Below are 19,784 nucleotides of genomic sequence, written 5' to 3'. Positions count from 1 at the left end.
CTCTCTGTTCTTTAGACAGATGGTTTTTTGCTGGCATAACTCAGAAGCTATCGCTTAGTTACTTAATTCTCTATTATACAATCTAGCTGCACAACAGCTTACCTTATACACAAATTCCTTATTCTTATGGTGTGATTGAATGTAAACCAGTTTTTGATGAAGAAAATAATAGTTATTTATTACTAACTTTGGGTTGGCAGGGTCATAAAAGAATTCACGGTTGCTTAGTTCATCTTGACATTATTGATGGCAAAATTTGGGTACAAAGAGATGATACAGAAGATGGTGTTACTTATGAATTAGAAGCGGCAGGAATTCCTAAAGATAAAATTGTCTTAGGGTTTCACCCGGAAAATGTGAGGACGCATACAGGATACGCTGTGAGATAAAGTCCTTTTAGGACAAAAATAAATTTTATTCAATTCTATCTAACCACTGTTTTGGATTGCGTTTTACATGGAAGCAAGCAAATACAAAAACAGTATCTTGGTCAAAAACGTAGAGAATTACATAAGGGAATCGGCGGATTAATACTCTTCTTACCTGTTTGTAGATGACTTGGTAAGCAAGGGGTTGTCTTCCAATTCCAGACAGACAAGCATCAACAGCACGCACAAATTCCGAACCCAAACCTGGATTTTGGGATTCATACCACTCAAAAGCATTTTGGATATCGTATTCTGCTTCTGGCTGAATAATCAGGTTATAGTTCATTGGGAGAAGCCTAACCGATTTTTAACTTCTTCCCAACTAGAACCATTTGTAGGATTTTTTTTGTAATTTTCTAACCGTCGATCTAATTCTTGTTGTTGTGCTTGACTCAAGGGTAATTCCTCTTGCTCTTTTAAGATGCTGTCCCATAAATCTTCAGCAAGTTGGATACGTTCTGCAATGCTGAGTTCAGAAATGTCAAATTTTAAGAGGGGATGGGAACTCATGAGTAGATAGTGAGTGGTGAGCTTTTATCTATCTTATAACATTGGAGGTTTTGAATGTTGTGGTTATACTGACTGATATCAGGCAACATACGGTTATGCTGTTATGTAACTCGCCACGCTACATACTCGTTTATCGTCCTTTGGGTATTGAATGCTATAATAAAACAAATGTAATTTATTGACTATAAAAATATGGAAACAATTGCTATTCAAGTAGATGCTGAAGTTGCCAAAGCTTATCAAGAAGCAGAACCACAGAAACAGCAAAAAATACAAACTATTGTCAATGATTTGCTGAAATTAATTATTCAAGAAAAATCCCTAGATGAAATCATTGCAGAAATGCAAGAACAAGCAAAAAATAAGGGGTTAACTCAAGAAATTTTAGATGATATTCTCCAGAATGGATAAATTACGTTTTGTTATTGATACAAACATTTTGGTTAGTGCCGTCTTGATTCAGTCCTCTGTTCCAGATGTGGCATTCAAAAAAGCCAAAAATTTAGGAATAATTTTATTTTCAGAGGCGACTTTTCAAGAATTGCTAGAAATTCTGAATCGTTCAAAATTTGATAAATATATATCTGTTAATATTCGTACTCAATTTTTAGCTAAATTAAAACTAGAAGCAGAACAAGTTATAACAAATCAGATTATCCAAAAGTGTAGAGATCCAAAAGATGACAAATTTCTGGAAGTCGCTATTAATGGTAATGCAACTCATATCATTACAGGAGATAAAGATTTATTACAACTGCATCCCTTTAGAGGAGTTGATATTATTACCGCCACGCAATTTTTATAAGCTTTCTCAGATTTATAATAAAATGCGATCGCTCATTCTAACCTTGACCTAAAATATAATAAACTCAACAATAACAAAATTTTTATGTTCTACAAAATTCCACTACTACTTACACCTCAACCCGAAGGAGGTTTCACCGTAACTTCTCCACTATTACCAGAATTAATCACTGAAGGCGATTCTATGGATGAGGTTTTAGCCAATGTAAAAGATGCCTTTGAAGCAGTTCTGGAAATGTATGAAGATTTAGGTAAAGAACTTCCTCACAACCTACAATCTGTAGACCAAACCTCACCAGCTTTGATAGAAACAATTATCTCCATCAGATGAACTATAGAGAAGTTGCTAAGAAATTATCTAGGCTTGGGTGTGAAGAAATCCCCAGACGTGGTGGAGGTTCACATAGGAAGTGGTTTAATCCAATTACTCAGAAATCAACTGTAATCCCTGATTGGAGTGGTCGCGATTTAAAACTAGGAACATTACGAGCAGCTATCAAACAACTAGGAATTGAATGGTCTGAGTTTGAAGAGGCATAACAAGTTATTATTTAATGGGATAAATCTTTGTTTGTAAAGTTTTCCTGACCCAATTTACTCAGTTAGTATAATAGAAATCATAATTGTTAACCTGACATCAGTAAATAAACAAATTTTCAAAAGCTAAGTAATATGGTTAAAATAATTACACGAAATTACGTTGGCAAAGAAAATGTCTATGACATTGGGGTTGAGCGTGACCATAATTTTGCCATCAAAAATGGTTTAATCGCCTCTAATTGCTTCAACAAATCCCACTCTACTGCCTACGCTTACGTAACTTATCAAACTTCATACTTAAAAGCCAATTACCCGCTAGAATATATGGCGGCGCTGTTAACAGCTAACAGTGGTGACACCGACAAAGTGCAGAAATATCTTAACAACTGCATGAGTATGGGTATTCAGATAGATCCACCAGATATTAATCGCTCTGGGTTGGATTTTACACCCGCAGAAGGAAAGATTTTATTTGGATTTTCCGCAGTGCGTAACGTCGGACAAAATGCGATCGCGGGGATTTTAGAAGCAAGAGCAGAAGGTGGAGAATTTAAATCCCTGGGCGATTTTTGCGATCGCATTGATTTACGTGCTGTTAACCGTCGGACTTTGGAATCACTGATTCAATGTGGAGCCTTTGACAAAATTGAATCTAACCGCCAACAATTAATTCGAGACTTAGAATTAGTCTATGATTGGGCGCAATCTCGCGCTAAAGATAGAGCCAGTGGACAGGGAAATCTATTTGATTTAATGGGTGGTGGATTTGCAACTAATAATCAACCAGCCAAAAATGCTTTTGAATCTGCTCCCAAAGCTGAACCAACTCATGATTTTCCACAACAAGAAAAGTTGCGATTAGAAAAAGAACTATTAGGCTTTTATGTATCGGCTCACCCACTCAAAGATATCAAGCAATCCTCTTCACTGCTTGCACCAATAAACCTTGCACAGCTTGGGGAACAAAAAGAGAATATAATGCTTTGTGCCGTTGTCATACTTAACAATGTCAAAAAAGTGGTGACTAAAAAAGGTGATCCAATGGCAATTTTACAAATAGAAGATTTAACTGCATCATCAGAAGCAATTGTCTTCCCCAAAAATTATGAACGTGTTAGCTCAGTACTGAAAGTTGAGGACAGATTAATAATTTGGGGTAAAGTAGACCGACGCGATGAGCAAACTCAATTTATAGTGGAAGACGCAGAACCAGTGGAAAAAGTCCAGATGGTAATGGTTGAATTAAATCCACAGGAAGCAGGTACTATTGAAGTCCAGCATCGACTGCGATCAATTCTAAAGGAACAATCAGGAGATAAAGATAAAGCCAAAGTACCAGTAATTGGCATTATTCAAGCAGGAAACAATCGTCAATTGGTGCGGTTCGGAAAGCAGTTTTGGGTACAAGATTCAGCCACAACTCAACAAGTCCTACAAAATGCTAGATTTAATGCTCACGTCAAACAACTGACAGATAATTAACTTGAAGAAGGCAGGAGGCAGAGGGCAGAGGGCAGAAGGAACAATTTTGGTTGGAGATTCAGACCCCTCCCAATTGTAAGCGCCGTGTAGACGGCGGGGTTTTAGACCCTTGTTCCCTACGGTCACGGGCAGAGGGACAGGAGCCAGCATTCCCTTCTGCCTCCAGCAAGACAGCCCTCTGCCTTTCCTGATAAAAATCGTCATCTCCGATGATGTAACAGTTATGCTAGTTAAATTGAGGAAAATATTAATTAGAGAAAAATTGAGGTAAATATTAAGGTGTTAAGAACACTTTTGTTGATTACCATTGGATTCTTACCGTCCCTATTCTCCTTGTGGGTGATTCGCAGAACCCAGACGCGGACACGCGCACGCACCAGACAAATAGCTCTAAACTATTCACAGATGCAACCCTACATCCGACCTGTTGAGGGCGATCGCACTCCGCGCAGCATCGGAGGTGATCGCTATTATCTAGAAGGTGTAGGTTATTTAGTAGGCGATATTAGTTGCCAATTTAATGCTCGCTCTGGTTACATCCGTTGTGCTGTCAATCCCAGCGGTCCTTGTCAAGACTGCCGTCACTATGAACCCAAAGAATTAGCTAGTACCGCTTTCTCAGAATTAAAAATTGAAAATTAAAAATTTAAAAAGCAGATGACACAAGCTTTTTAGGAATTTTTAATAGTTGACTTATGCAGTTGTCTACTCCTAGTCAAAAACGAGCTTAAAACATCAAAATTTTGCACAATTCCGACTAAATTAGCACAAGTTTTCTCGCTGCTGATTTATATATTCTCAATTCCAAATGGACAGTTAATGTAAAAATTCTATGACAATCTACTTTTACAGCACTCGTGAGGAATATGGTTGTTTTTCTAACTTCTCTCCACACGGCTTTACTCTAGATGATTTATATTGGGCTACTAGCGAACATTACTTTCAAGCACAAAAATTTATTGGTACACCCCATAGCGAACAAATTCGCCTCGTCAAAACACCAAAGGATGCAGCAAGAATGGGCAGACAAAGAAATCGTCCCCTGCGTTCAGATTGGGAACAAGTGAAAGACGATATCATGCGGAAAGCATTGCTATGTAAATTTTCCAGCCACTCAGATATTCGAGAAATTCTCCTTTCTACAGGCAATCAAGAACTAGTTGAAAATTCGCCCATAGACTATTATTGGGGATGTGGATCTGATGGTAGTGGTAAAAATATGCTGGGCATAATTTTAATGGAAATAAGAGAGCTACTACGCAATGGCTAATACCTACTCTAGAAACATTGCTAACTTTCAAGTATAATATTCTTATTCCCGTCACTCTTGGCCGTAGTTAATCTGTTAAATAGGTATTTAATAGGTTGTTGGGTAAATCATAAAATTTAAAGTAGTAATCACCGTATTAGGAGTATAAATACTATGTCTACATTACAAAAAGTCAAGAAATATTACAAATGGTTCTGGGATGTCACTCTTGGCGGTGACTATGATGCTTGGGGTACTAGTACCTACTTTATGGAAATTGGTGGCGATTTATATGCCCGCAGACAAATAGAAGTTTATGAAAATGGCAACGTATTATTCTATGATAGTAGCCATTTTTCCGATGATCATGGGATGCTATGCGATAAAAAAATAGATGATGGAAATATCGAAGAATTTGAAATTTCCAAAACAGAATTTGAACAAGTATGGCAAAGCAAAACTCCCATTAATAAATGACAAAATGAGAGGGTAACAAGAAAAACTGATTACTCATGATTAATAGGTCTAAGATAGGGTTTTTGTCCTAATTCCTTTTAACTTCATGAGTTAGAATAAAAACTATGAGGCTAAACACTGACTGCTGAATGCTTAGGAATGAATTATCTTTTGTAGAAGCAAATGCCAGTCGCTACACCACCTTTTCGTGTCGATGATCTCCTAGTGCAGATTTACAACTCTGAAGCAGAAATGGCGCAAGATGTTGCCGAAATCGCACAGCAGTATTTACAGCAACTCCTTCAGCAACAGGATACAGTTGCTGTGTTATTAGCTACAGGAAACTCTCAACTCAAATTTCTCGATGCTTTAATCGCCTTAGGTGGGATAGATTGGTCAAGAACGACCTTATTCCATTTAGATGAATATTTGGGAATTACAGCTGACCATGCTGCTAGTTTCCGGCGTTATTTGCGAGAGCGTGTCGAGCAACGGGTGTTTCCTCATGAATTTTACTATATAGAGGGTGATACATTAGAACCTATAGCAGAATGCGATCGCTACACAAAACTTCTGCAAGCTCAACCAATTGACTTATGCTGTCTTGGTGTTGGCGAAAATGGACACTTGGCTTTTAACGACCCAGCAGTAGCCAATTTTCAAGATCCCGCTAGAGTTAAACTGGTAAAACTTGATAGAGTCAATCGTCTCCAGCAAGTGAATACAGGACAGTTCCCCAATTTAGAAACCGTCCCCCAATACGCATTTACTGTTACTATCCCCATGATTTGTGCAGCTAAGAAAATCATCTGCCTAGCACCAGATACACGCAAAGCAAAAATAGTAAAAGAGATATTGCACGGGTCTATTACCACAAATTGTCCGGCTTCTATTTTGCGGAAACAACCTCAAGCAACCTTATTTTTAGACGTAAATTCTGCTAACTTGTTACACAGCAGGGAATAGGGAATAGGGAATAGGCTAGAAACTCTCTTGTTATATGGCTTTGTTCTTAAATTTTGTACATCTTGCGACCTGAAATCTGCTGTAAGTTATTTTATTCATTTTTAACTTTCAATTTTCAATTTTTAACCAAATACCGTGGGTTTAAGTCCCCCGGTTCCATAACCGGTAAGTTTTGTGTTGGGGTTAAATCCCCATTACAAAACTTAATTACGTATCCCTAGCGGGACCGTAGGCACTATTACGAATTACGAATTACGAATTATTTAATTCAGTCATTATTGAGCTTCCAAGCAGACAAGCAAGCTTCCAGATGGGAACATTCTTCACATTTAAGTTCTTGTCCAGGATGAACACAGCCGCAGGGGGGATTTACAAAACATTCATCAGGATGTTTAGGAATCCAAGACCTTTTAAATATAAAGTATAAAGTTGCTTCCTGTAGACAAACCATCAAATCTTGCACCATAATCAACATAACCTACATAAATACCTGAATTCAAGTTTGCTTTGTTAATACGCAAACATCAGGACACTGCTGATATTGTCCCTATTTTCCCTGACCAAGGAAATCATCGCCTCATACTTAAAGCAGATATAATTTTACCCTTGAGAAATACCTTGATAGATAATCAAGCTTTTACCTAGTACACAACGGTGTAAATCAACCTACAATGAAAAATTCCTCAAAAGCTTGTATGATCTCCTTTTTAAATATTTAATTGTTAATTTTTGATTGTTAATTCCGAGAAAGAAGTATTGGTATATTTACAGCAGATTGCAGATCAATGAGGTACAGAATCAAAATTGAAACCTAGATACCAAGCCAGTTTTACTCCTGAACCGGAGGTCTGCGAAGCGTCTCCTGACTCCTGAATTCTGCTGTAGTTATGAAACCTGTTTAATGAGCCGACCATCTTCCATATGAATAATGCGGTCAGCAATATCTAGAATTCGGTAATCATGAGTGACAATTAAAATCGCACAACTCTGCTCCTTAGCCAGTGCTTGCATAAGGTTAACAACATCTCTTCCTGATTTACTATCTAAAGCCGCAGTAGGTTCATCAGCTAAGACTAATTTGGGATGACTAACTAAAGCACGAGCAATAGCTACACGTTGTTTTTGTCCTCCTGAAAGATCAGATGGGTAGTAATTAACTCTATGTTCCAATTTCACAGCCTGGAGCATAGCTTCTGATTGTTTACGAGCTTCCCATTCAGAAATATTTTGTTGTAGTTCCAGCGACATTTGTACGTTTTGTCTAGCTGTCAAGAAATCTAGTAAATTGTGAGCTTGAAAAATATAGCCAATTTGGCGACGCACTTCCACTAACTTGTTATTGCTGGCTCCAAATAATTCCTGTCCAATAAATTTTAGACTTCCCTCTTGCACAGAACGCAAAGCGCCAATTAAAGTTAATAAAGTCGTTTTACCCGAACCAGAAGGCCCGGTCATAATCACAATTTCTCCAGAATTAATTGTCAAATTAATGTCAAATAAAATCTGGTCGCGTAATGTGATTTTACCAAAATATTGATTGAGGTTGGAAATTTCTAAAAGGAAGTTTGATTGCAACATTTTTAATCGGTTTAAAAAATTTCTGCTGGATCTACTTGGCGTAGTTTATTCGTAGAGAAAAAGCCGGAAATTAAACACATTAAAATCGCTGATACAAACACTATAAATGCTTTGTTTATATCCATCTGAACTGGTAGTTTAGTTGCATTTTTCGCAACATCATAAAGTCCCAGAGATATAGCAAAGCCAGGAATGTAACCCAAGGCTGCTAAAATCAAAGCTTGTTGAAAAACTACAATCAAGAGATATTTATTTTTAAAACCCATGGCCTTGAGAGTGGCGAATTCCACAATGTGCGTAGATACATTACTATAAAGTATTTGATAAACAACAATGACACCAACCACAAAACCCATAGATACCATCAAGTTAAACACAAAACCAATAGGTGTTCTCAGAGTCCAATATTGTTTTTCAAAATCAATAAAATCTTTGCGAGTGATAATCATCACATCTTTTGGTAACTTGGCTGATAAATTTGCCAATACTGCTTGCGGATCTGCATCAGGTTTGAGGTTAATTATACCTATATCTATTTTTTCGGCTGAACGTCCTTCAAAGATTCGCATGAAAGTAGACGAACTAACAATCAAATTTCCATCAACACCAAAAGACGGCCCAAGACTAAATAAGCCACTGACTTTAACTTTATAACCAACCAAGCCCTGATAACTAAAGATTTCCAGATTCATAGGTTGCTTTTGCTGGAAATATTGAGCAATTGGACCAAACTCTGGACGAGAAGCACGGTCGAAAAACACCTGATCAGGTATTTGCAATAATTTAAAATTATCCTGAACTTCTGGTAATTTAAAGATTGATTTTACCGGATCAAAACCTAGCACATATATAGGATACTTGCGACCATTAAGTGGATTTTTGAGCTTGGCAAACTGCACATATAAAGGATTAACTGATTCGACACCAGCAAAGGCTAATGTCTGGTATAAGCGACTGCGAGAAAAGCTTTGATTAGAAGTCAAAGATTTATACTGAGCGCTAATGATAAATAAATCGCCTTGGAGATTCTTATGTAACTGTGTAGCACTAGCATAGAGAGCATCCTGAAAGCCGATTTGCATAAACATTAAAACAGCAACAAAAGCAATCCCTGCTAAAGCCACTAAAAAGCGCACTCGTTGTTTGGCTAATTGTAGCCAAGCGAGAGGAATATTGAGAATCATGTTTAAAACCTCTGAGAGTTTAGACTATATTTGTCTAATACTGATTACAGCGTAGGGAAATAGAAAAAACTTTAACCTTTTCCAATTTAAAATTTGAAACTGTTTAACCGTACAGTTTTGACATGGGTATTAATATTAATTACCAACAGAGTTTATACCTTAATTACTACCTGCACCTGTAAATTAGTTAATGCGGCAACTCGTTGGTTATCTGTTGGATTATCGATGCGAATTTTGACATCTATTATTTTGTTATCCGTATCTGCTCCAGGATTATTATTGAAGATATTCTGTTTGCCAACTTGCAAACCGATATCTGTAACTGTTCCCCCTAAATTTCCTGTAAAAGCATCACCAGTAATGATAGCCGACTGACCTAAACGCACTTTTTTAATATCAGTTTCGTAGACTTCTGCTACTACATACATCTGGTCAGTGCGACCTAATTGAGCTATACCATTACTACCAATTATTTCTCCTGGCCAAGCATTAATTTTCAGGACTTGACCATCAATGGGTGAGCGGATAGAACTTAAATCTAACTCTGCTTGCGCTTGTTTAACTGATGCTTTTGCACTTTCAACATCAGCTTGTGCTGCTTGCACATCAGTGGGACGAATTTCCTCAATACTCCTAAGTCTAGCATGACCTTCCGTTAACTGTTTTTGAAGAGTTTCTACAGTTCGGTTGAGGGCAGCTTTGGCTTCATTGAGTTGCTGTTGTACTGTATCCCTTCGCAAGCGTTTGGTATCTGTATCAGAAGCGGAAATAGCACCCTCTTGATATAATTTTTGATATCGCTGATTCTCTGTTTCTGCATTTTGCAACTCAGCTTCTAGACGAGCAATTGTTGCTTTTTGGGTAGAATATTCTCCGCGCAATTCAGCTTCTAAGCGAGCAATTGTTGCTTTTTGAGCATAAATATCACCTTGTTTTGCTCCTGCTTCTACTTGCTTAAGACTGGCTTGGGCAACTTGTACTTGTCCTTTGGCTTTTTCTAAGGCGGCAATATTAGGAGCGTAACTATCAAGAATTGCTACCACTTGTCCTTGTCGGACTTTGTCACCTTTATTGATCAGAAGTTTGGCAACTCTAACACCTCCTCCTTCAGAATTTGGTGCCGACAATCTAATAATTTCTCCTTCAGGTTCTAAACGTCCTAATGCAGCAACAGCAGTCACTGTAGGAGTAGAATTGCTAGGAGGAATTGGAGAATTGGATTTAGAAGTAAAATGAAACCGTGGAAAGCTGTAGATAGATACTGCAACAGTAGCTACAGATGTAGCAATTGCCAAAGTTATCGATAACCAACCTACAGGTTTTGTTAATGACTGCTTGTCTTTGTGTACCATAATTTTGCCTTTTAAATTAGCAATTAGCACGTCGTTTAGCTCCCCCGCAGGGGTTGACATAAGTTCTTTATCTCTTTGATTGAGACAAAGAAGTACACTCGATAGCATTCCCTGATAACGTCGGTTCGATTCGGTTCGATTAAATTCGATTCGATTCGATTTTAAATATTTGGCAAATTTGGCAAAGATAAAGCTAGGAAGATGGATAAATCATAAAATTATCCATCTGTCCCTGATACCAAATTAGGATAGTTAGTATTGCTTGAGATTTCCATAACAGTCTATTAGTGAAGACAGTTAGTACAAAATCTAAAATCCCAATTTGGTATGAGCTTCATCGACTGTCAGTAGAGCTATTTAGTATTTTTGCACCACCAAGATGCATAGTTATTTATTGAGCATCACTTCTTTTTTCTTTTTGACAATTGCTAAGTATTCGTTGCGAGTTCCATCTACACGATAATGATCACAAATTTGACAGAGTTTGAGGATATCTAATCGGCTGAATACTTTTTGATGCTCAATACCATTGTCGTTGCGCCACCGCCAGAAAGTTGTTCTATCAATCCGGCGATTGCTTTCAGTCCATCTTCGCCGTGATAGAAAATCTACCAATTCGTCTTCATAAAATGAGTAGCCTTTTGGTAATTTGAGAAGTTCTTCTCTCAACTCATTTAGCGGTATGAGTGGATCTAGTTCAGATAGTCTCATGCCAGCAAGCCCTTATAGTTTCTTGTAAGTCCAATTTTGCAAAAAGCTCAACGCAATACGGTTAAATTACATAAAGTTGTGCTAGAGTACCGCACGGATAAGAGTGGATAGAGTGATGAATTAATCAGGTGAATTTATATATTGATTCTACCTAACTCTGTATCTACCCACTGCCTTAAAACAACAGCATGGATTTACATTATTCAACCACAAACAATAAACTGATTAATACTCAATTTCAACCCATATGCAACAATTTTTTTCATAAATAATCAGTGATATGTCTAGCTGAATGTTGCGGGTAATTGTGCCAAATGATTATTTGCTATTCAACTTGATTTATATTTGTTACTTATATATTTAAAAACTGCTGATTTTTTTATTAAAAATACATTTTTTTCATACTTTAGACATAATAACTAGTTATGAACTTTACATCAATTTTCACTTTTAGCTTGGAAATAAAGAACTTTTTTTGGCAGCAATTAACTAGTTAATAAATGTAAAAGCTAGAAATTAAATATTAACTAAAGATAGATGCACGATTTGGTTATTTATAGCAGTAATTTACAGAATCTTATCAAAAATTTATGAGTCAGGATTCAGAATGCTTGCCAAATTAAGAATCTCACCACTATATATTGTTTTTAATCAATAACACCTATCCCAGGTTATAAATTTGAGGAAAATTTCTATATTCACATTTTGCAACTTCTCATCTCAATAAGGGTGTGGTGGGCAATGCCCACCCTACTCATTTATGATTCATATAGCTAATTAATATCAAGCAATATATTGGTTAATTCTAATTATGAAGATTTTGATAATCTTAAATGAAGAATATATTTTATCAATGCAACATTATTAAAAAGTGAGCGATATTAGTTAATACTTGATAAGTATTGGATTAGGAAATATCTCCCGGAGATAGCTCTAGTAACTTTAGAGTTTGTACAACTTTATTTAGTTGCATCTAAGTTGCATAAGAGTTGCAAAAGTTTTGTCACCAGTTTAATATAAACCCAAGCGGCAATTTCAGGAATGAAACAGGGAAGAAGATTAAGTTTTCCGCATAAAGCTATCTCAGCTTGAGCCGCCAAGCGATGCATTTTACCAAATTTCAGCTAACAATCAATAAGTAATTATTTAGTGAGAGAAAATTGTTGTCTCTAGTTACTAAATTTTAATAGTTGCGATGACAAGAGATAACAACTATCTCAGTCCCTCTACATTGCACGAGCAAAATAGTGAAGATATAGTCATGGCTGCTTGCCAATTTGAAGCTGCGTTCGCACAATTGCAATCGGAAATTAGCGATTGTGAAAAAGCTCTGCTTAAGCTGATTAAGGTCAAAAAATATATGCCGGAAAACACAAATAATCTCAGTAAAATTAATGCAAAGTTGCGGCAAACTAATGTTGCAATTATTGGCATGGCTTCTATATTTCCCCAATCAAAAAATTTACAGGAATATTGGGACAAGATTATTCAAAAAGTTGATTGTATTACTGATGTTCCTCCTTCTCGTTGGAGTATAGATGATTATTATGATCCCAACCCGAAGACACCGGATAAAACTTACTGTAAACGGGGCGGATTTATTCCCGATATTGATTTTAATCCGCTGGAATTTGGCTTACCTCCCAATATCTTAGAAGTGACGGATATTTCCCAGTTACTGGGCTTGGTAGTTGCGAAAGCAGCAATGGAAGATGCTGGTTATGGGGAATCTCAACAGTTGAACCGGGATATTTACGATCGCACTGGGGTAGTCTTAGGAGTAGCCATTGGTAGACAATTAGCAATCCCTCTCAGCACCAGGTTACAATATCCAGTTTGGGAAAAAGTCCTCAAAAACAGCGGTTTATCAGCCGAAGACACCCAAAAAATCATTGCCAAAATCCAAAGTGCATATGTGCAATGGGAAGAAAACGCCTTCCCTGGTATGCTAGCTAACGTCATTTCTGGACGTATCGCCAATCGCCTCGACTTAGGAGGGCTAAACTGCGTAGTTGATGCAGCTTGTGCTAGTTCCCTGGGTGCGTTGAAAATGGCAATTAGCGAGTTAGTTGAACATCGTGCCGATATGATGATCACAGGTGGCGTTGACACCGATAACTCCATTTTGGCCTATATGTGTTTTAGTAAAACACCCGCAGTTTCTCCTGGTGAAAACGTCAAACCCTTCGATGTCAATTCCGATGGGATGATGTTGGGAGAAGGGGTAGGAATGTTGGTACTCAAGCGTTTAGAAGATGCCCAACGAGATGGCGATCGCATCTATGCAGTTATTAAAGGCATTGGCACTTCTAGCGATGGCAGGTATAAAAGTATCTATGCACCGCGTTCGGAAGGACAAGTTAAAGCCTTACACCGTGCTTATGAAGATGCGGGATTTTCACCGTCGAGTGTGGGTTTAATGGAAGCACATGGTACGGGAACGATGGTGGGAGATCCTACAGAATTCAGTTCTATCAAACAAGTTTTTGGGGAAAACAATCCCAAAAAACAATATATTGCTTTGGGAACTGTTAAATCCCAAATTGGACATACCAAAGCCGCAGCGGGTGCAGCAAGTCTGATTAAAACTGCTTTAGCATTACATCACAAAGTATTACCACCCACAATTAACATTACTCAACCACATCCAAAGCTGAATATTGAGACTTCTCCATTTTATTTAAATACAGAAACCAGACCTTGGATTACTAACCAACCCAGACGGGCAGGGGTGAGTGCTTTTGGCTTTGGGGGAACTAATTATCACGTCGTTTTGGAAGAATACGAACCTGAACATAATCACTCCTATCGTTTACACAATACTGCCAAATCAATACTGTTATTTGCACCCACAACTCCAGAGTTATTATCTCGCTGTTTAGATATGCAACAAAAGTTGCAATCAGAGGACAAAGAACGGCATTATGCAGAATTAATTACAGAATGTGAATCTGTGAAAATTCCTGTTAACCATGCCAGAGTCGGCTTTGTCGCTGATTCTTTGACACAAGCTGGAGAATTTTTGCAGATTATTATTGACTCGCTAAAAAACAAGCCAGAAGCCGAATCTTGGGAACATCCGAAAAGAATTTACTACCGCCAAAGGGGGATAGAAACTTCAGGTAAAGTTGTGGCTTTATTTTCTGGGCAAGGTTCCCAATATTTAGAAATGGGGAGGGAAGTTGCAGTTAACTTTCCTTACTTGCGTCAAATCTATGCTCACATGGATAACTTGTTGTGTGAAGATGGGTTACGCCCCCTATCCGAGGTAGTTTTTCCGCCACCAGTGTTTGATACAACACAAAAAGCCAGTCAATTAGCAGCATTGCAAATGACGGAATATGCACAGCCTGCAATTGGTGCTTTTAGTGCCGGGTTGTACAAGATATTACAACAAGCTGGGTTTAAGCCGGATTTTGTTGCCGGTCATAGTTTTGGAGAATTGACGGCTTTGTGGGCTGGGGGTGTGTTGAGTGAGGAGGATTACTTGTTCTTAGTGAAAGCTAGGGGACAAGCGATGGCTGCACCCGCAGATTCTCAATTTGATGCGGGAGGGATGTTAGCGGTACAAGGGGATGTCATTCAGGTGACAGAATTAATTCAGAATTTCCCCCAAATTGCGATCGCTAATTGCAATTCTCAGCGTCAGGTAGTATTGGCTGGGAAAAAGACCGAAATTGCCCAAGTGCAGGATTTTCTCAACCAGAAGGGTTTTTCTACTGTTTTACTGGGAGTTTCCGCAGCTTTTCACACGCCATTGGTAGCCCATGCACAGAAACCTTTTGCTAAAGCAATTGAAAAGGTGACTTTCAACGCTCCACAAATTCCAGTTTATACCAATGTCACAGGCGGATGTTACTCCAATGAAGCCCCAGCAATTCAAAAAATCCTCAAGGAACATTTGCTAAATCAGGTATTGTTCCAGCAGGAAATTGAGAATCTTTATGAGTCTGGTGGGTATTGTTTTGTGGAATTTGGCCCAAAAAACATTCTTACCAAGTTGGTGAAAGATATTTTGAGTGGAAAACCACATCTAGCTGTGGCTTTAAATGGGAATCCAAGTAAGAATAGCAGCGACGATGATCGCACTTTACGAGAAGCAGTAATACAGTTGCGAGTAGCTGGATTACCTTTGCAAAACCTCGATCCCTACCAAATTACTACTAAAATCCCGGAAGTTGATCAAAAGAAGGTTTTGAATGTGCGGTTGAATAGCACTAATTTGAATGACAAAACTCAACAAGCATTTACCAAAGCACTGCAAAATGGGCATATAGTTAACGCCCAACCAGCCACACCACAGCAATTAGAACCAGTTAATGGAAATGGTAAATCTGTAAATAATGGACAGCAATTAGAACCAGTTAATGGAAATGGTAAATCTGTAAATAACGGACAGCATTTAGAACCAATTAACGGAAATGGTAAATCTGTAAATAATGGACATCATTTAGAACCAATTAACGGAAATGGTAAATCTGTAAATAACGGACAGCATTTAGAACCAGCTAACGGAAATGGTAAATCTGTAAATAACGGACAGCATTTAGAACCAGCTAACGGAAATGGTAAATCTGTAAATAACCACAAATTGGACAGAGTGGAAATTCAACCGCAGAACTACGAACGAGTTATTGATAGTTTAGAGTATTCCTTAAAAGAGTTCAATCGCCAACAACGTGACATCATGCACGTTCATGAACAATCTTTAACAAATCAGACAGAGTACACCAAAAACTTTGTCCAGTTAATGCAACAGCAGCATACCTTATGGGAAAATAATCAAGTAACGCCAGAGCAGATCAAAACACAACAAACTGCGATCGCTAGTTCTGAGCGTAGCATAATGCAGTTTCATGAGCATCAAGCCGACACCCTCCACATTCACCAACAATATCTCAACTATCAGCAAGAATACACACACAACTACTTCCAACTCATTCAGCAACATTATCAGGTGTTGCTTGCAGATGATACTTCTCAACCACAGCCAGAATGCAGAGACATTACATACAACATCACCACAATATCACCTCCCTCAGAACAGGAAGAGTTATATCATACCCGGTTAAATGCTGATCATCAAGACAGCAGGGAACAGGGGGAAACAGAGTTTAGCAATTTCTCCGCAAATACGGAAATTATCACTAATCAACCGGACTTGATATTAGAGTCAAAATCCCACAATGGTAATCATGTAGAAGCAGAAGAAATCGCAACTATCACCGTAGTCCCCACAACACCCCACAGTATTGATGTTTCTAACCTCAGCCCAACTCTACTCAACATCGTCAGTGATAAAACAGGTTATCCCGCAGAGATGCTAGACCTGTCAATGGATATTGAAGCAGATTTGGGAATTGATTCGATTAAACGGGTGGAAATTCTCGGTGGTTTGCTAGAACTTTACCCTGATTTACCCAAGCCAAACCCAGAAGAATTAGGACAATTACGCACCTTGAGTCAAATTGTCGAGTATATACAAACTCAAGTGCGAGACTTACCTAATTATCAAATAGAGGTTTCCGAAGCAACTATTTCTCCCGCACAGATGTTAGTTGAAATTCCTCACGAAGGAATTGAAAATGACCGCCAAATCCCCGAACCCCCGCCACAGGTAACGGTAAATCAACCAGCAACAACTATACCCGCAGACTTGAGTAATGTTCTTTTGAACATTGTCAGTGATAAGACAGGTTATCCAGCAGAAATGTTAGAACTGTCAATGGATATTGAAGCAGATTTGGGAATTGATTCGATTAAAAGGGTAGAAATTCTCGGTAGTTTGCTAGAACTTTACCCCGATTTACCTAAACCAAACCCAGAAGAATTAGGACAATTGCGTACCTTGGGTCAAATTGTCGAGTATGTCCAGAATCAGGGAACGAGAGTATCATCTGCGGTTGAAAACCCATCATTAGGGGTGACACGGGGACAGGGAGACACGGAGACGCGGAGAGTTTTTGATCAACAATTAGCCGAACTTGATAAAACAGAATTGGTGACGGAAGCAACGCAGAATGTAAAAGCAGCAGAATTGAATCACAGGATTCTCCGCAGTCCGGCGAAATTAAAGCAACTTCCCCAACCAGACATTTTAGATTTTACCATTCCTGAAAACCATATCGCCTTAATCACTGATGATGGTTCTTCCACCACGGAAAAATTAGCCGCAGCTTTGACAGCAGAGGGTTGGAAAACTGTAGTTTTAAGTTTCCCTTCTTTGGGGTCAAAATTATCTGAAAATGCTGAAAATATTGATCAGGTAATGTTGGTTGATTGGAGTGATGAAAGTTTACAACGTCAGTTAGAAGATATCTCTCATCAATATGGGACTGTAGCTGCATTTATTCACCTGCACCCCTTACACAATATCCACTATCTGGAAACAGAAAAAACTATTCTCCGCCATGTCTTTTTAATCGCCAAACATCTTAAAGAACCACTAAATCAAGCTGCAAATAAAGGACGCAGTTCTTTCCTCACCGTGGCGCGTCTAGATGGAAAATTTGGACTTGGACGTACAAATAATTTCAGCGTCATTGCTGGGGGATTATTTGGACTTACCAAAAGTTTGAATCAAGAATGGGAAACTGTATTTTGTCGTTGCTGTGATTTAAGTCCTGATTTAGATGCGGAAACATCAGTAAAACATATTCTCTCCGAACTTAAAGATCCTAATCTGTTAGTTACAGAAGTTGGATATAGCAAAACAGGAAGATTCACCCTAGTCGCCGATACTCCTAGCCAATTACCCATTACCAATGACCAATTACCAATTACCAATAACCAAGTATTTCTAGTCAGTGGTGGCGCAAAAGGAATTACCGCTCAATGTGTGATTAAATTAGCCCAAGAATCGCAATGTAAATTTATCCTCTTGGGGCGTTCGAGTACAGAATCAGAACCTGTATGGGCTGAAGGTTGCGAAAATGAAGCTGAACTAAAACAGCGGATTATGGAGGATTTTCAGGCGAAAGGAGAAAAACCAACACCAATAATGGTGCAGAAAAAATATCAGACAATTTCTTCCCAGCGGGAAATTCAAAATACTCTAAAGGCGATTGAGAAAGCCGGAGGAAAAGCTGAATATTTAAGTGTAGATGTGACGGAAGGAGTTTTACTCCAAGAAAAACTTGCCCCTGTAATTGAACGTTTAGGAGCGATAACTGGAATTATTCACGGTGCAGGTAATTTAGCTGATAAGCGAATTGAGAAAAAATCAATTCAGGATTTTGAAACCGTTTATGCTGCCAAAGTTAAGGGTTTAGAAAATCTCCTGCATTGTCTACCACCCAGCCAACTGCAATATCTCATTCTGTTTTCTTCCGTAGTAGGTTTTTACGGTAATGTCGGACAATCAGATTATGCAATTGCTAACGAAATCCTCAACAAATCTGCCCATCTTATCAAACTGAATCACCCCGATTGTCATGTAGTTGCGATTAACTGGGGTCCTTGGGATAGTGGCATGGTATCACCAGAATTAAAGAAAGCTTTCGCAGAACGCAGAATTGAAACTATTCCCATAGAAGTCGGCGCGCAGGTGTTAGTTAATGAACTAAAAAACCACAATCAAGAAACTGTGCAAGTGGTAATTGGTAGTCCTTTAGTTTCTGTCCCCACTACCTTAAACAGCGAATTAAAAAACTATCGCATTCACCGCCAATTAACATTAGCAGCTAATCCATTTTTACACGATCATGTAATCGCAGGTCGTCCCGTACTCCCCGCTACTTGTGGATTATTGTGGATGGCTAACACTTGTGAACAACTGTATCCTGGTTATAAAGCTCTTTGTTTTCCCAATTTCAAAGTTTTGAAAGGAATTGTGTTTGATGAAAATTTAGCCAATGAATATAATCTAGAATTGCAAGAAATTGCTAAGATTGAAAACCAAGAAATAGAATTTACTGCTAAAATTAGTAGTAAGAGTGCAGATGGAAAAATCCGTTATCATTTCAGCAGTAATATCATTCTGAAACGGGAAACTTCTACTCCCCCTAACTATGAATTCCTGAACTTACAACAGGATGAGAAATTCCTCTCTACGAATCAATTACTTTATCAACATGGGGCAAGTAGCTTGTTTCATGGAACTACTTTTCAAGGCGTTAAATCTGTATTAAATGCCAGTCCCGCTCAACTCACCCTAGAATGTTATTTACCACAACCAACAGCACAGCAACAGGGACAGTTTTCAGTACAGACATTTAATCCCTATATCGCTGATGTACAGATACATTCGCTCTGGATTTGGACACAACAATTTCATCAATTAGGTTGTTTACCCGCAGAGATTCAATATTTTGAACAATTTGCATCTGTCCCCTTTGGTGAAACGTTTTATGTCACTTGTGAAATTAAATCTCAGACCGCATTAACTGTAATTGCTGATGTCATTACTCACAATCGCCAAGGGCAAGTTTATAATCGCATGATTGGCGCTAAGGGAACTATTTTGAGTCAACCAATTTGAGGATTTTTAACCGCAGATTTTTGGGTAAATGAACCGCATTTTTTT

Annotated in this window: 18 protein-coding genes; 11 read left to right on the top strand and 7 right to left on the bottom strand. The window is 38.2% G+C overall.

Annotated features, from left to right (window positions below; translation table 11 throughout):
- Positions 1–86 precede the first annotated feature (86 nt).
- Entirely contained in the window at positions 87–389 is a 303-nt protein-coding gene (locus H6G59_RS17685) for a XisI protein (RefSeq protein ID WP_190716671.1), read from the top strand.
- A gap of 25 nt (positions 390–414) precedes the next feature.
- Here the strand turns inward: H6G59_RS17685 and H6G59_RS17680 are convergent, their stop codons facing one another.
- Together H6G59_RS17680 and H6G59_RS17675 are read right to left on the bottom strand one after the other, a co-directional pair.
- Positions 415–714, bottom strand: a complete 300-nt coding sequence (locus tag H6G59_RS17680) for a type II toxin-antitoxin system RelE/ParE family toxin (RefSeq protein ID WP_190716655.1) — start codon at positions 712–714, stop codon at positions 415–417.
- Positions 711–938 (bottom strand): addiction module protein, encoded by a 228-nt coding sequence (locus H6G59_RS17675; RefSeq protein ID WP_190716654.1) that lies wholly within the window; start codon positions 936–938, stop codon positions 711–713. The genes H6G59_RS17680 and H6G59_RS17675 overlap by 4 nt, the downstream gene beginning before the upstream one ends.
- 192 nt (positions 939–1,130) lie before the next feature.
- On the opposite strand from H6G59_RS17675, the gene H6G59_RS17670 reads away from it, so the two are divergent.
- The 9 genes from H6G59_RS17670 to H6G59_RS17630 all read left to right on the top strand — a co-directional run bounded on the left by H6G59_RS17670 (position 1,131) and on the right by H6G59_RS17630 (position 6,435).
- Complete coding sequence (locus H6G59_RS17670; RefSeq protein ID WP_190716653.1) at positions 1,131–1,349, top strand: hypothetical protein; 219 nt, start codon at positions 1,131–1,133, stop codon at positions 1,347–1,349.
- The gene (locus H6G59_RS17665) at positions 1,342–1,743 is read left to right on the top strand and encodes a putative toxin-antitoxin system toxin component, PIN family (RefSeq protein ID WP_190716652.1); all 402 of its coding nucleotides are present in this window, start codon (positions 1,342–1,344) and stop codon (positions 1,741–1,743) included. Before H6G59_RS17670 ends, H6G59_RS17665 begins: the two co-directional genes overlap by 8 nt.
- 84 nt (positions 1,744–1,827) lie before the next feature.
- On the top strand, positions 1,828–2,073 hold the full coding sequence (locus tag H6G59_RS17660) for a type II toxin-antitoxin system HicB family antitoxin (protein WP_071187138.1): 246 nt from the start codon (positions 1,828–1,830) through the stop codon (positions 2,071–2,073).
- Complete coding sequence (locus tag H6G59_RS17655; RefSeq protein WP_071187140.1) at positions 2,070–2,282, top strand: type II toxin-antitoxin system HicA family toxin; 213 nt, start codon at positions 2,070–2,072, stop codon at positions 2,280–2,282. Before H6G59_RS17660 ends, H6G59_RS17655 begins: the two co-directional genes overlap by 4 nt.
- A gap of 132 nt (positions 2,283–2,414) precedes the next feature.
- Complete coding sequence (locus tag H6G59_RS17650; protein ID WP_190716650.1) at positions 2,415–3,764, top strand: helix-hairpin-helix domain-containing protein; 1,350 nt, start codon at positions 2,415–2,417, stop codon at positions 3,762–3,764.
- Positions 3,765–4,043: 279 nt separating this feature from the next.
- Positions 4,044–4,406, top strand: coding sequence for a DUF6464 family protein (locus H6G59_RS17645; protein ID WP_190716648.1), 363 nt, complete (start codon positions 4,044–4,046; stop codon positions 4,404–4,406).
- A gap of 190 nt (positions 4,407–4,596) precedes the next feature.
- Positions 4,597–5,034, top strand: coding sequence for an NADAR family protein (locus tag H6G59_RS17640; protein WP_190716646.1), 438 nt, complete (start codon positions 4,597–4,599; stop codon positions 5,032–5,034).
- Between the two features lie 153 nt (positions 5,035–5,187).
- On the top strand, positions 5,188–5,490 hold the full coding sequence (locus H6G59_RS17635) for a hypothetical protein (RefSeq protein ID WP_190716643.1): 303 nt from the start codon (positions 5,188–5,190) through the stop codon (positions 5,488–5,490).
- Positions 5,491–5,652: 162 nt separating this feature from the next.
- Positions 5,653–6,435 (top strand): glucosamine-6-phosphate deaminase, encoded by a 783-nt coding sequence (locus H6G59_RS17630; protein WP_190716641.1) that lies wholly within the window; start codon positions 5,653–5,655, stop codon positions 6,433–6,435.
- A 268-nt stretch (positions 6,436–6,703) separates the two neighbouring features.
- Here the strand turns inward: H6G59_RS17630 and H6G59_RS17625 are convergent, their stop codons facing one another.
- The 5 genes from H6G59_RS17625 to H6G59_RS17605 form a co-directional block, all read right to left on the bottom strand.
- Positions 6,704–6,901 carry a hypothetical protein gene (locus H6G59_RS17625; RefSeq protein WP_127053294.1) on the bottom strand — a complete coding sequence of 66 codons (198 nt, stop codon included), beginning with the start codon at positions 6,899–6,901 and terminating at the stop codon, positions 6,704–6,706.
- A 419-nt stretch (positions 6,902–7,320) separates the two neighbouring features.
- Positions 7,321–8,013, bottom strand: coding sequence for a DevA family ABC transporter ATP-binding protein (locus H6G59_RS17620; RefSeq protein WP_190716639.1), 693 nt, complete (start codon positions 8,011–8,013; stop codon positions 7,321–7,323).
- A gap of 11 nt (positions 8,014–8,024) precedes the next feature.
- On the bottom strand, positions 8,025–9,197 hold the full coding sequence (devC, locus tag H6G59_RS17615) for an ABC transporter permease DevC (protein ID WP_190716637.1): 1,173 nt from the start codon (positions 9,195–9,197) through the stop codon (positions 8,025–8,027).
- Between the two features lie 152 nt (positions 9,198–9,349).
- Positions 9,350–10,549: an ABC exporter membrane fusion protein gene (locus H6G59_RS17610; RefSeq protein WP_190716670.1), complete on the bottom strand. Its 1,200-nt coding sequence runs from the start codon at positions 10,547–10,549 to the stop codon at positions 9,350–9,352.
- Between the two features lie 387 nt (positions 10,550–10,936).
- Positions 10,937–11,260, bottom strand: a complete 324-nt coding sequence (locus H6G59_RS17605; protein WP_127053291.1) for a hypothetical protein — start codon at positions 11,258–11,260, stop codon at positions 10,937–10,939.
- 1,261 nt (positions 11,261–12,521) lie between these two features.
- Here H6G59_RS17605 and H6G59_RS17600 point away from each other — a divergent pair.
- Positions 12,522–19,739 (top strand): type I polyketide synthase, encoded by a 7,218-nt coding sequence (locus H6G59_RS17600; protein WP_190716669.1) that lies wholly within the window; start codon positions 12,522–12,524, stop codon positions 19,737–19,739.
- The last annotated feature ends 45 nt before the right edge of the window (positions 19,740–19,784 follow it).

The organism is Anabaena lutea FACHB-196 (genome assembly GCF_014698305.1).
Taxonomy (GTDB): Bacteria; Cyanobacteriota; Cyanobacteriia; order Cyanobacteriales; family Nostocaceae; genus Anabaena; species Anabaena lutea.
This window is presented reverse-complemented; position numbering and strand designations above follow the sequence as displayed.

What these genes read in the sequence shown, in the direction of transcription:
- H6G59_RS17680 (WP_190716655.1), bottom strand. Translation starts at nt 714, where the DNA reads ATGAACTATAACCTGATTATTCAGCCAGAAGCAGAATACGATATCCAA.
- H6G59_RS17675 (WP_190716654.1), bottom strand. Translation starts at nt 938, where the DNA reads ATGAGTTCCCATCCCCTCTTAAAATTTGACATTTCTGAACTCAGCATT.
- H6G59_RS17670 (WP_190716653.1), top strand. Translation starts at nt 1,131, where the DNA reads ATGGAAACAATTGCTATTCAAGTAGATGCTGAAGTTGCCAAAGCTTAT.
- H6G59_RS17665 (WP_190716652.1), top strand. Translation starts at nt 1,342, where the DNA reads ATGGATAAATTACGTTTTGTTATTGATACAAACATTTTGGTTAGTGCC.
- H6G59_RS17660 (WP_071187138.1), top strand. Translation starts at nt 1,828, where the DNA reads ATGTTCTACAAAATTCCACTACTACTTACACCTCAACCCGAAGGAGGT.
- H6G59_RS17655 (WP_071187140.1), top strand. Translation starts at nt 2,070, where the DNA reads ATGAACTATAGAGAAGTTGCTAAGAAATTATCTAGGCTTGGGTGTGAA.
- H6G59_RS17650 (WP_190716650.1), top strand. Translation starts at nt 2,415, where the DNA reads ATGGTTAAAATAATTACACGAAATTACGTTGGCAAAGAAAATGTCTAT.
- H6G59_RS17640 (WP_190716646.1), top strand. Translation starts at nt 4,597, where the DNA reads ATGACAATCTACTTTTACAGCACTCGTGAGGAATATGGTTGTTTTTCT.
- H6G59_RS17635 (WP_190716643.1), top strand. Translation starts at nt 5,188, where the DNA reads ATGTCTACATTACAAAAAGTCAAGAAATATTACAAATGGTTCTGGGAT.
- H6G59_RS17630 (WP_190716641.1), top strand. Translation starts at nt 5,653, where the DNA reads ATGCCAGTCGCTACACCACCTTTTCGTGTCGATGATCTCCTAGTGCAG.
- H6G59_RS17625 (WP_127053294.1), bottom strand. Translation starts at nt 6,901, where the DNA reads ATGGTGCAAGATTTGATGGTTTGTCTACAGGAAGCAACTTTATACTTT.
- H6G59_RS17620 (WP_190716639.1), bottom strand. Translation starts at nt 8,013, where the DNA reads ATGTTGCAATCAAACTTCCTTTTAGAAATTTCCAACCTCAATCAATAT.
- devC (WP_190716637.1), bottom strand. Translation starts at nt 9,197, where the DNA reads ATGATTCTCAATATTCCTCTCGCTTGGCTACAATTAGCCAAACAACGA.
- H6G59_RS17610 (WP_190716670.1), bottom strand. Translation starts at nt 10,549, where the DNA reads ATGGTACACAAAGACAAGCAGTCATTAACAAAACCTGTAGGTTGGTTA.
- H6G59_RS17605 (WP_127053291.1), bottom strand. Translation starts at nt 11,260, where the DNA reads ATGAGACTATCTGAACTAGATCCACTCATACCGCTAAATGAGTTGAGA.
- H6G59_RS17600 (WP_190716669.1), top strand. Translation starts at nt 12,522, where the DNA reads ATGGCTGCTTGCCAATTTGAAGCTGCGTTCGCACAATTGCAATCGGAA.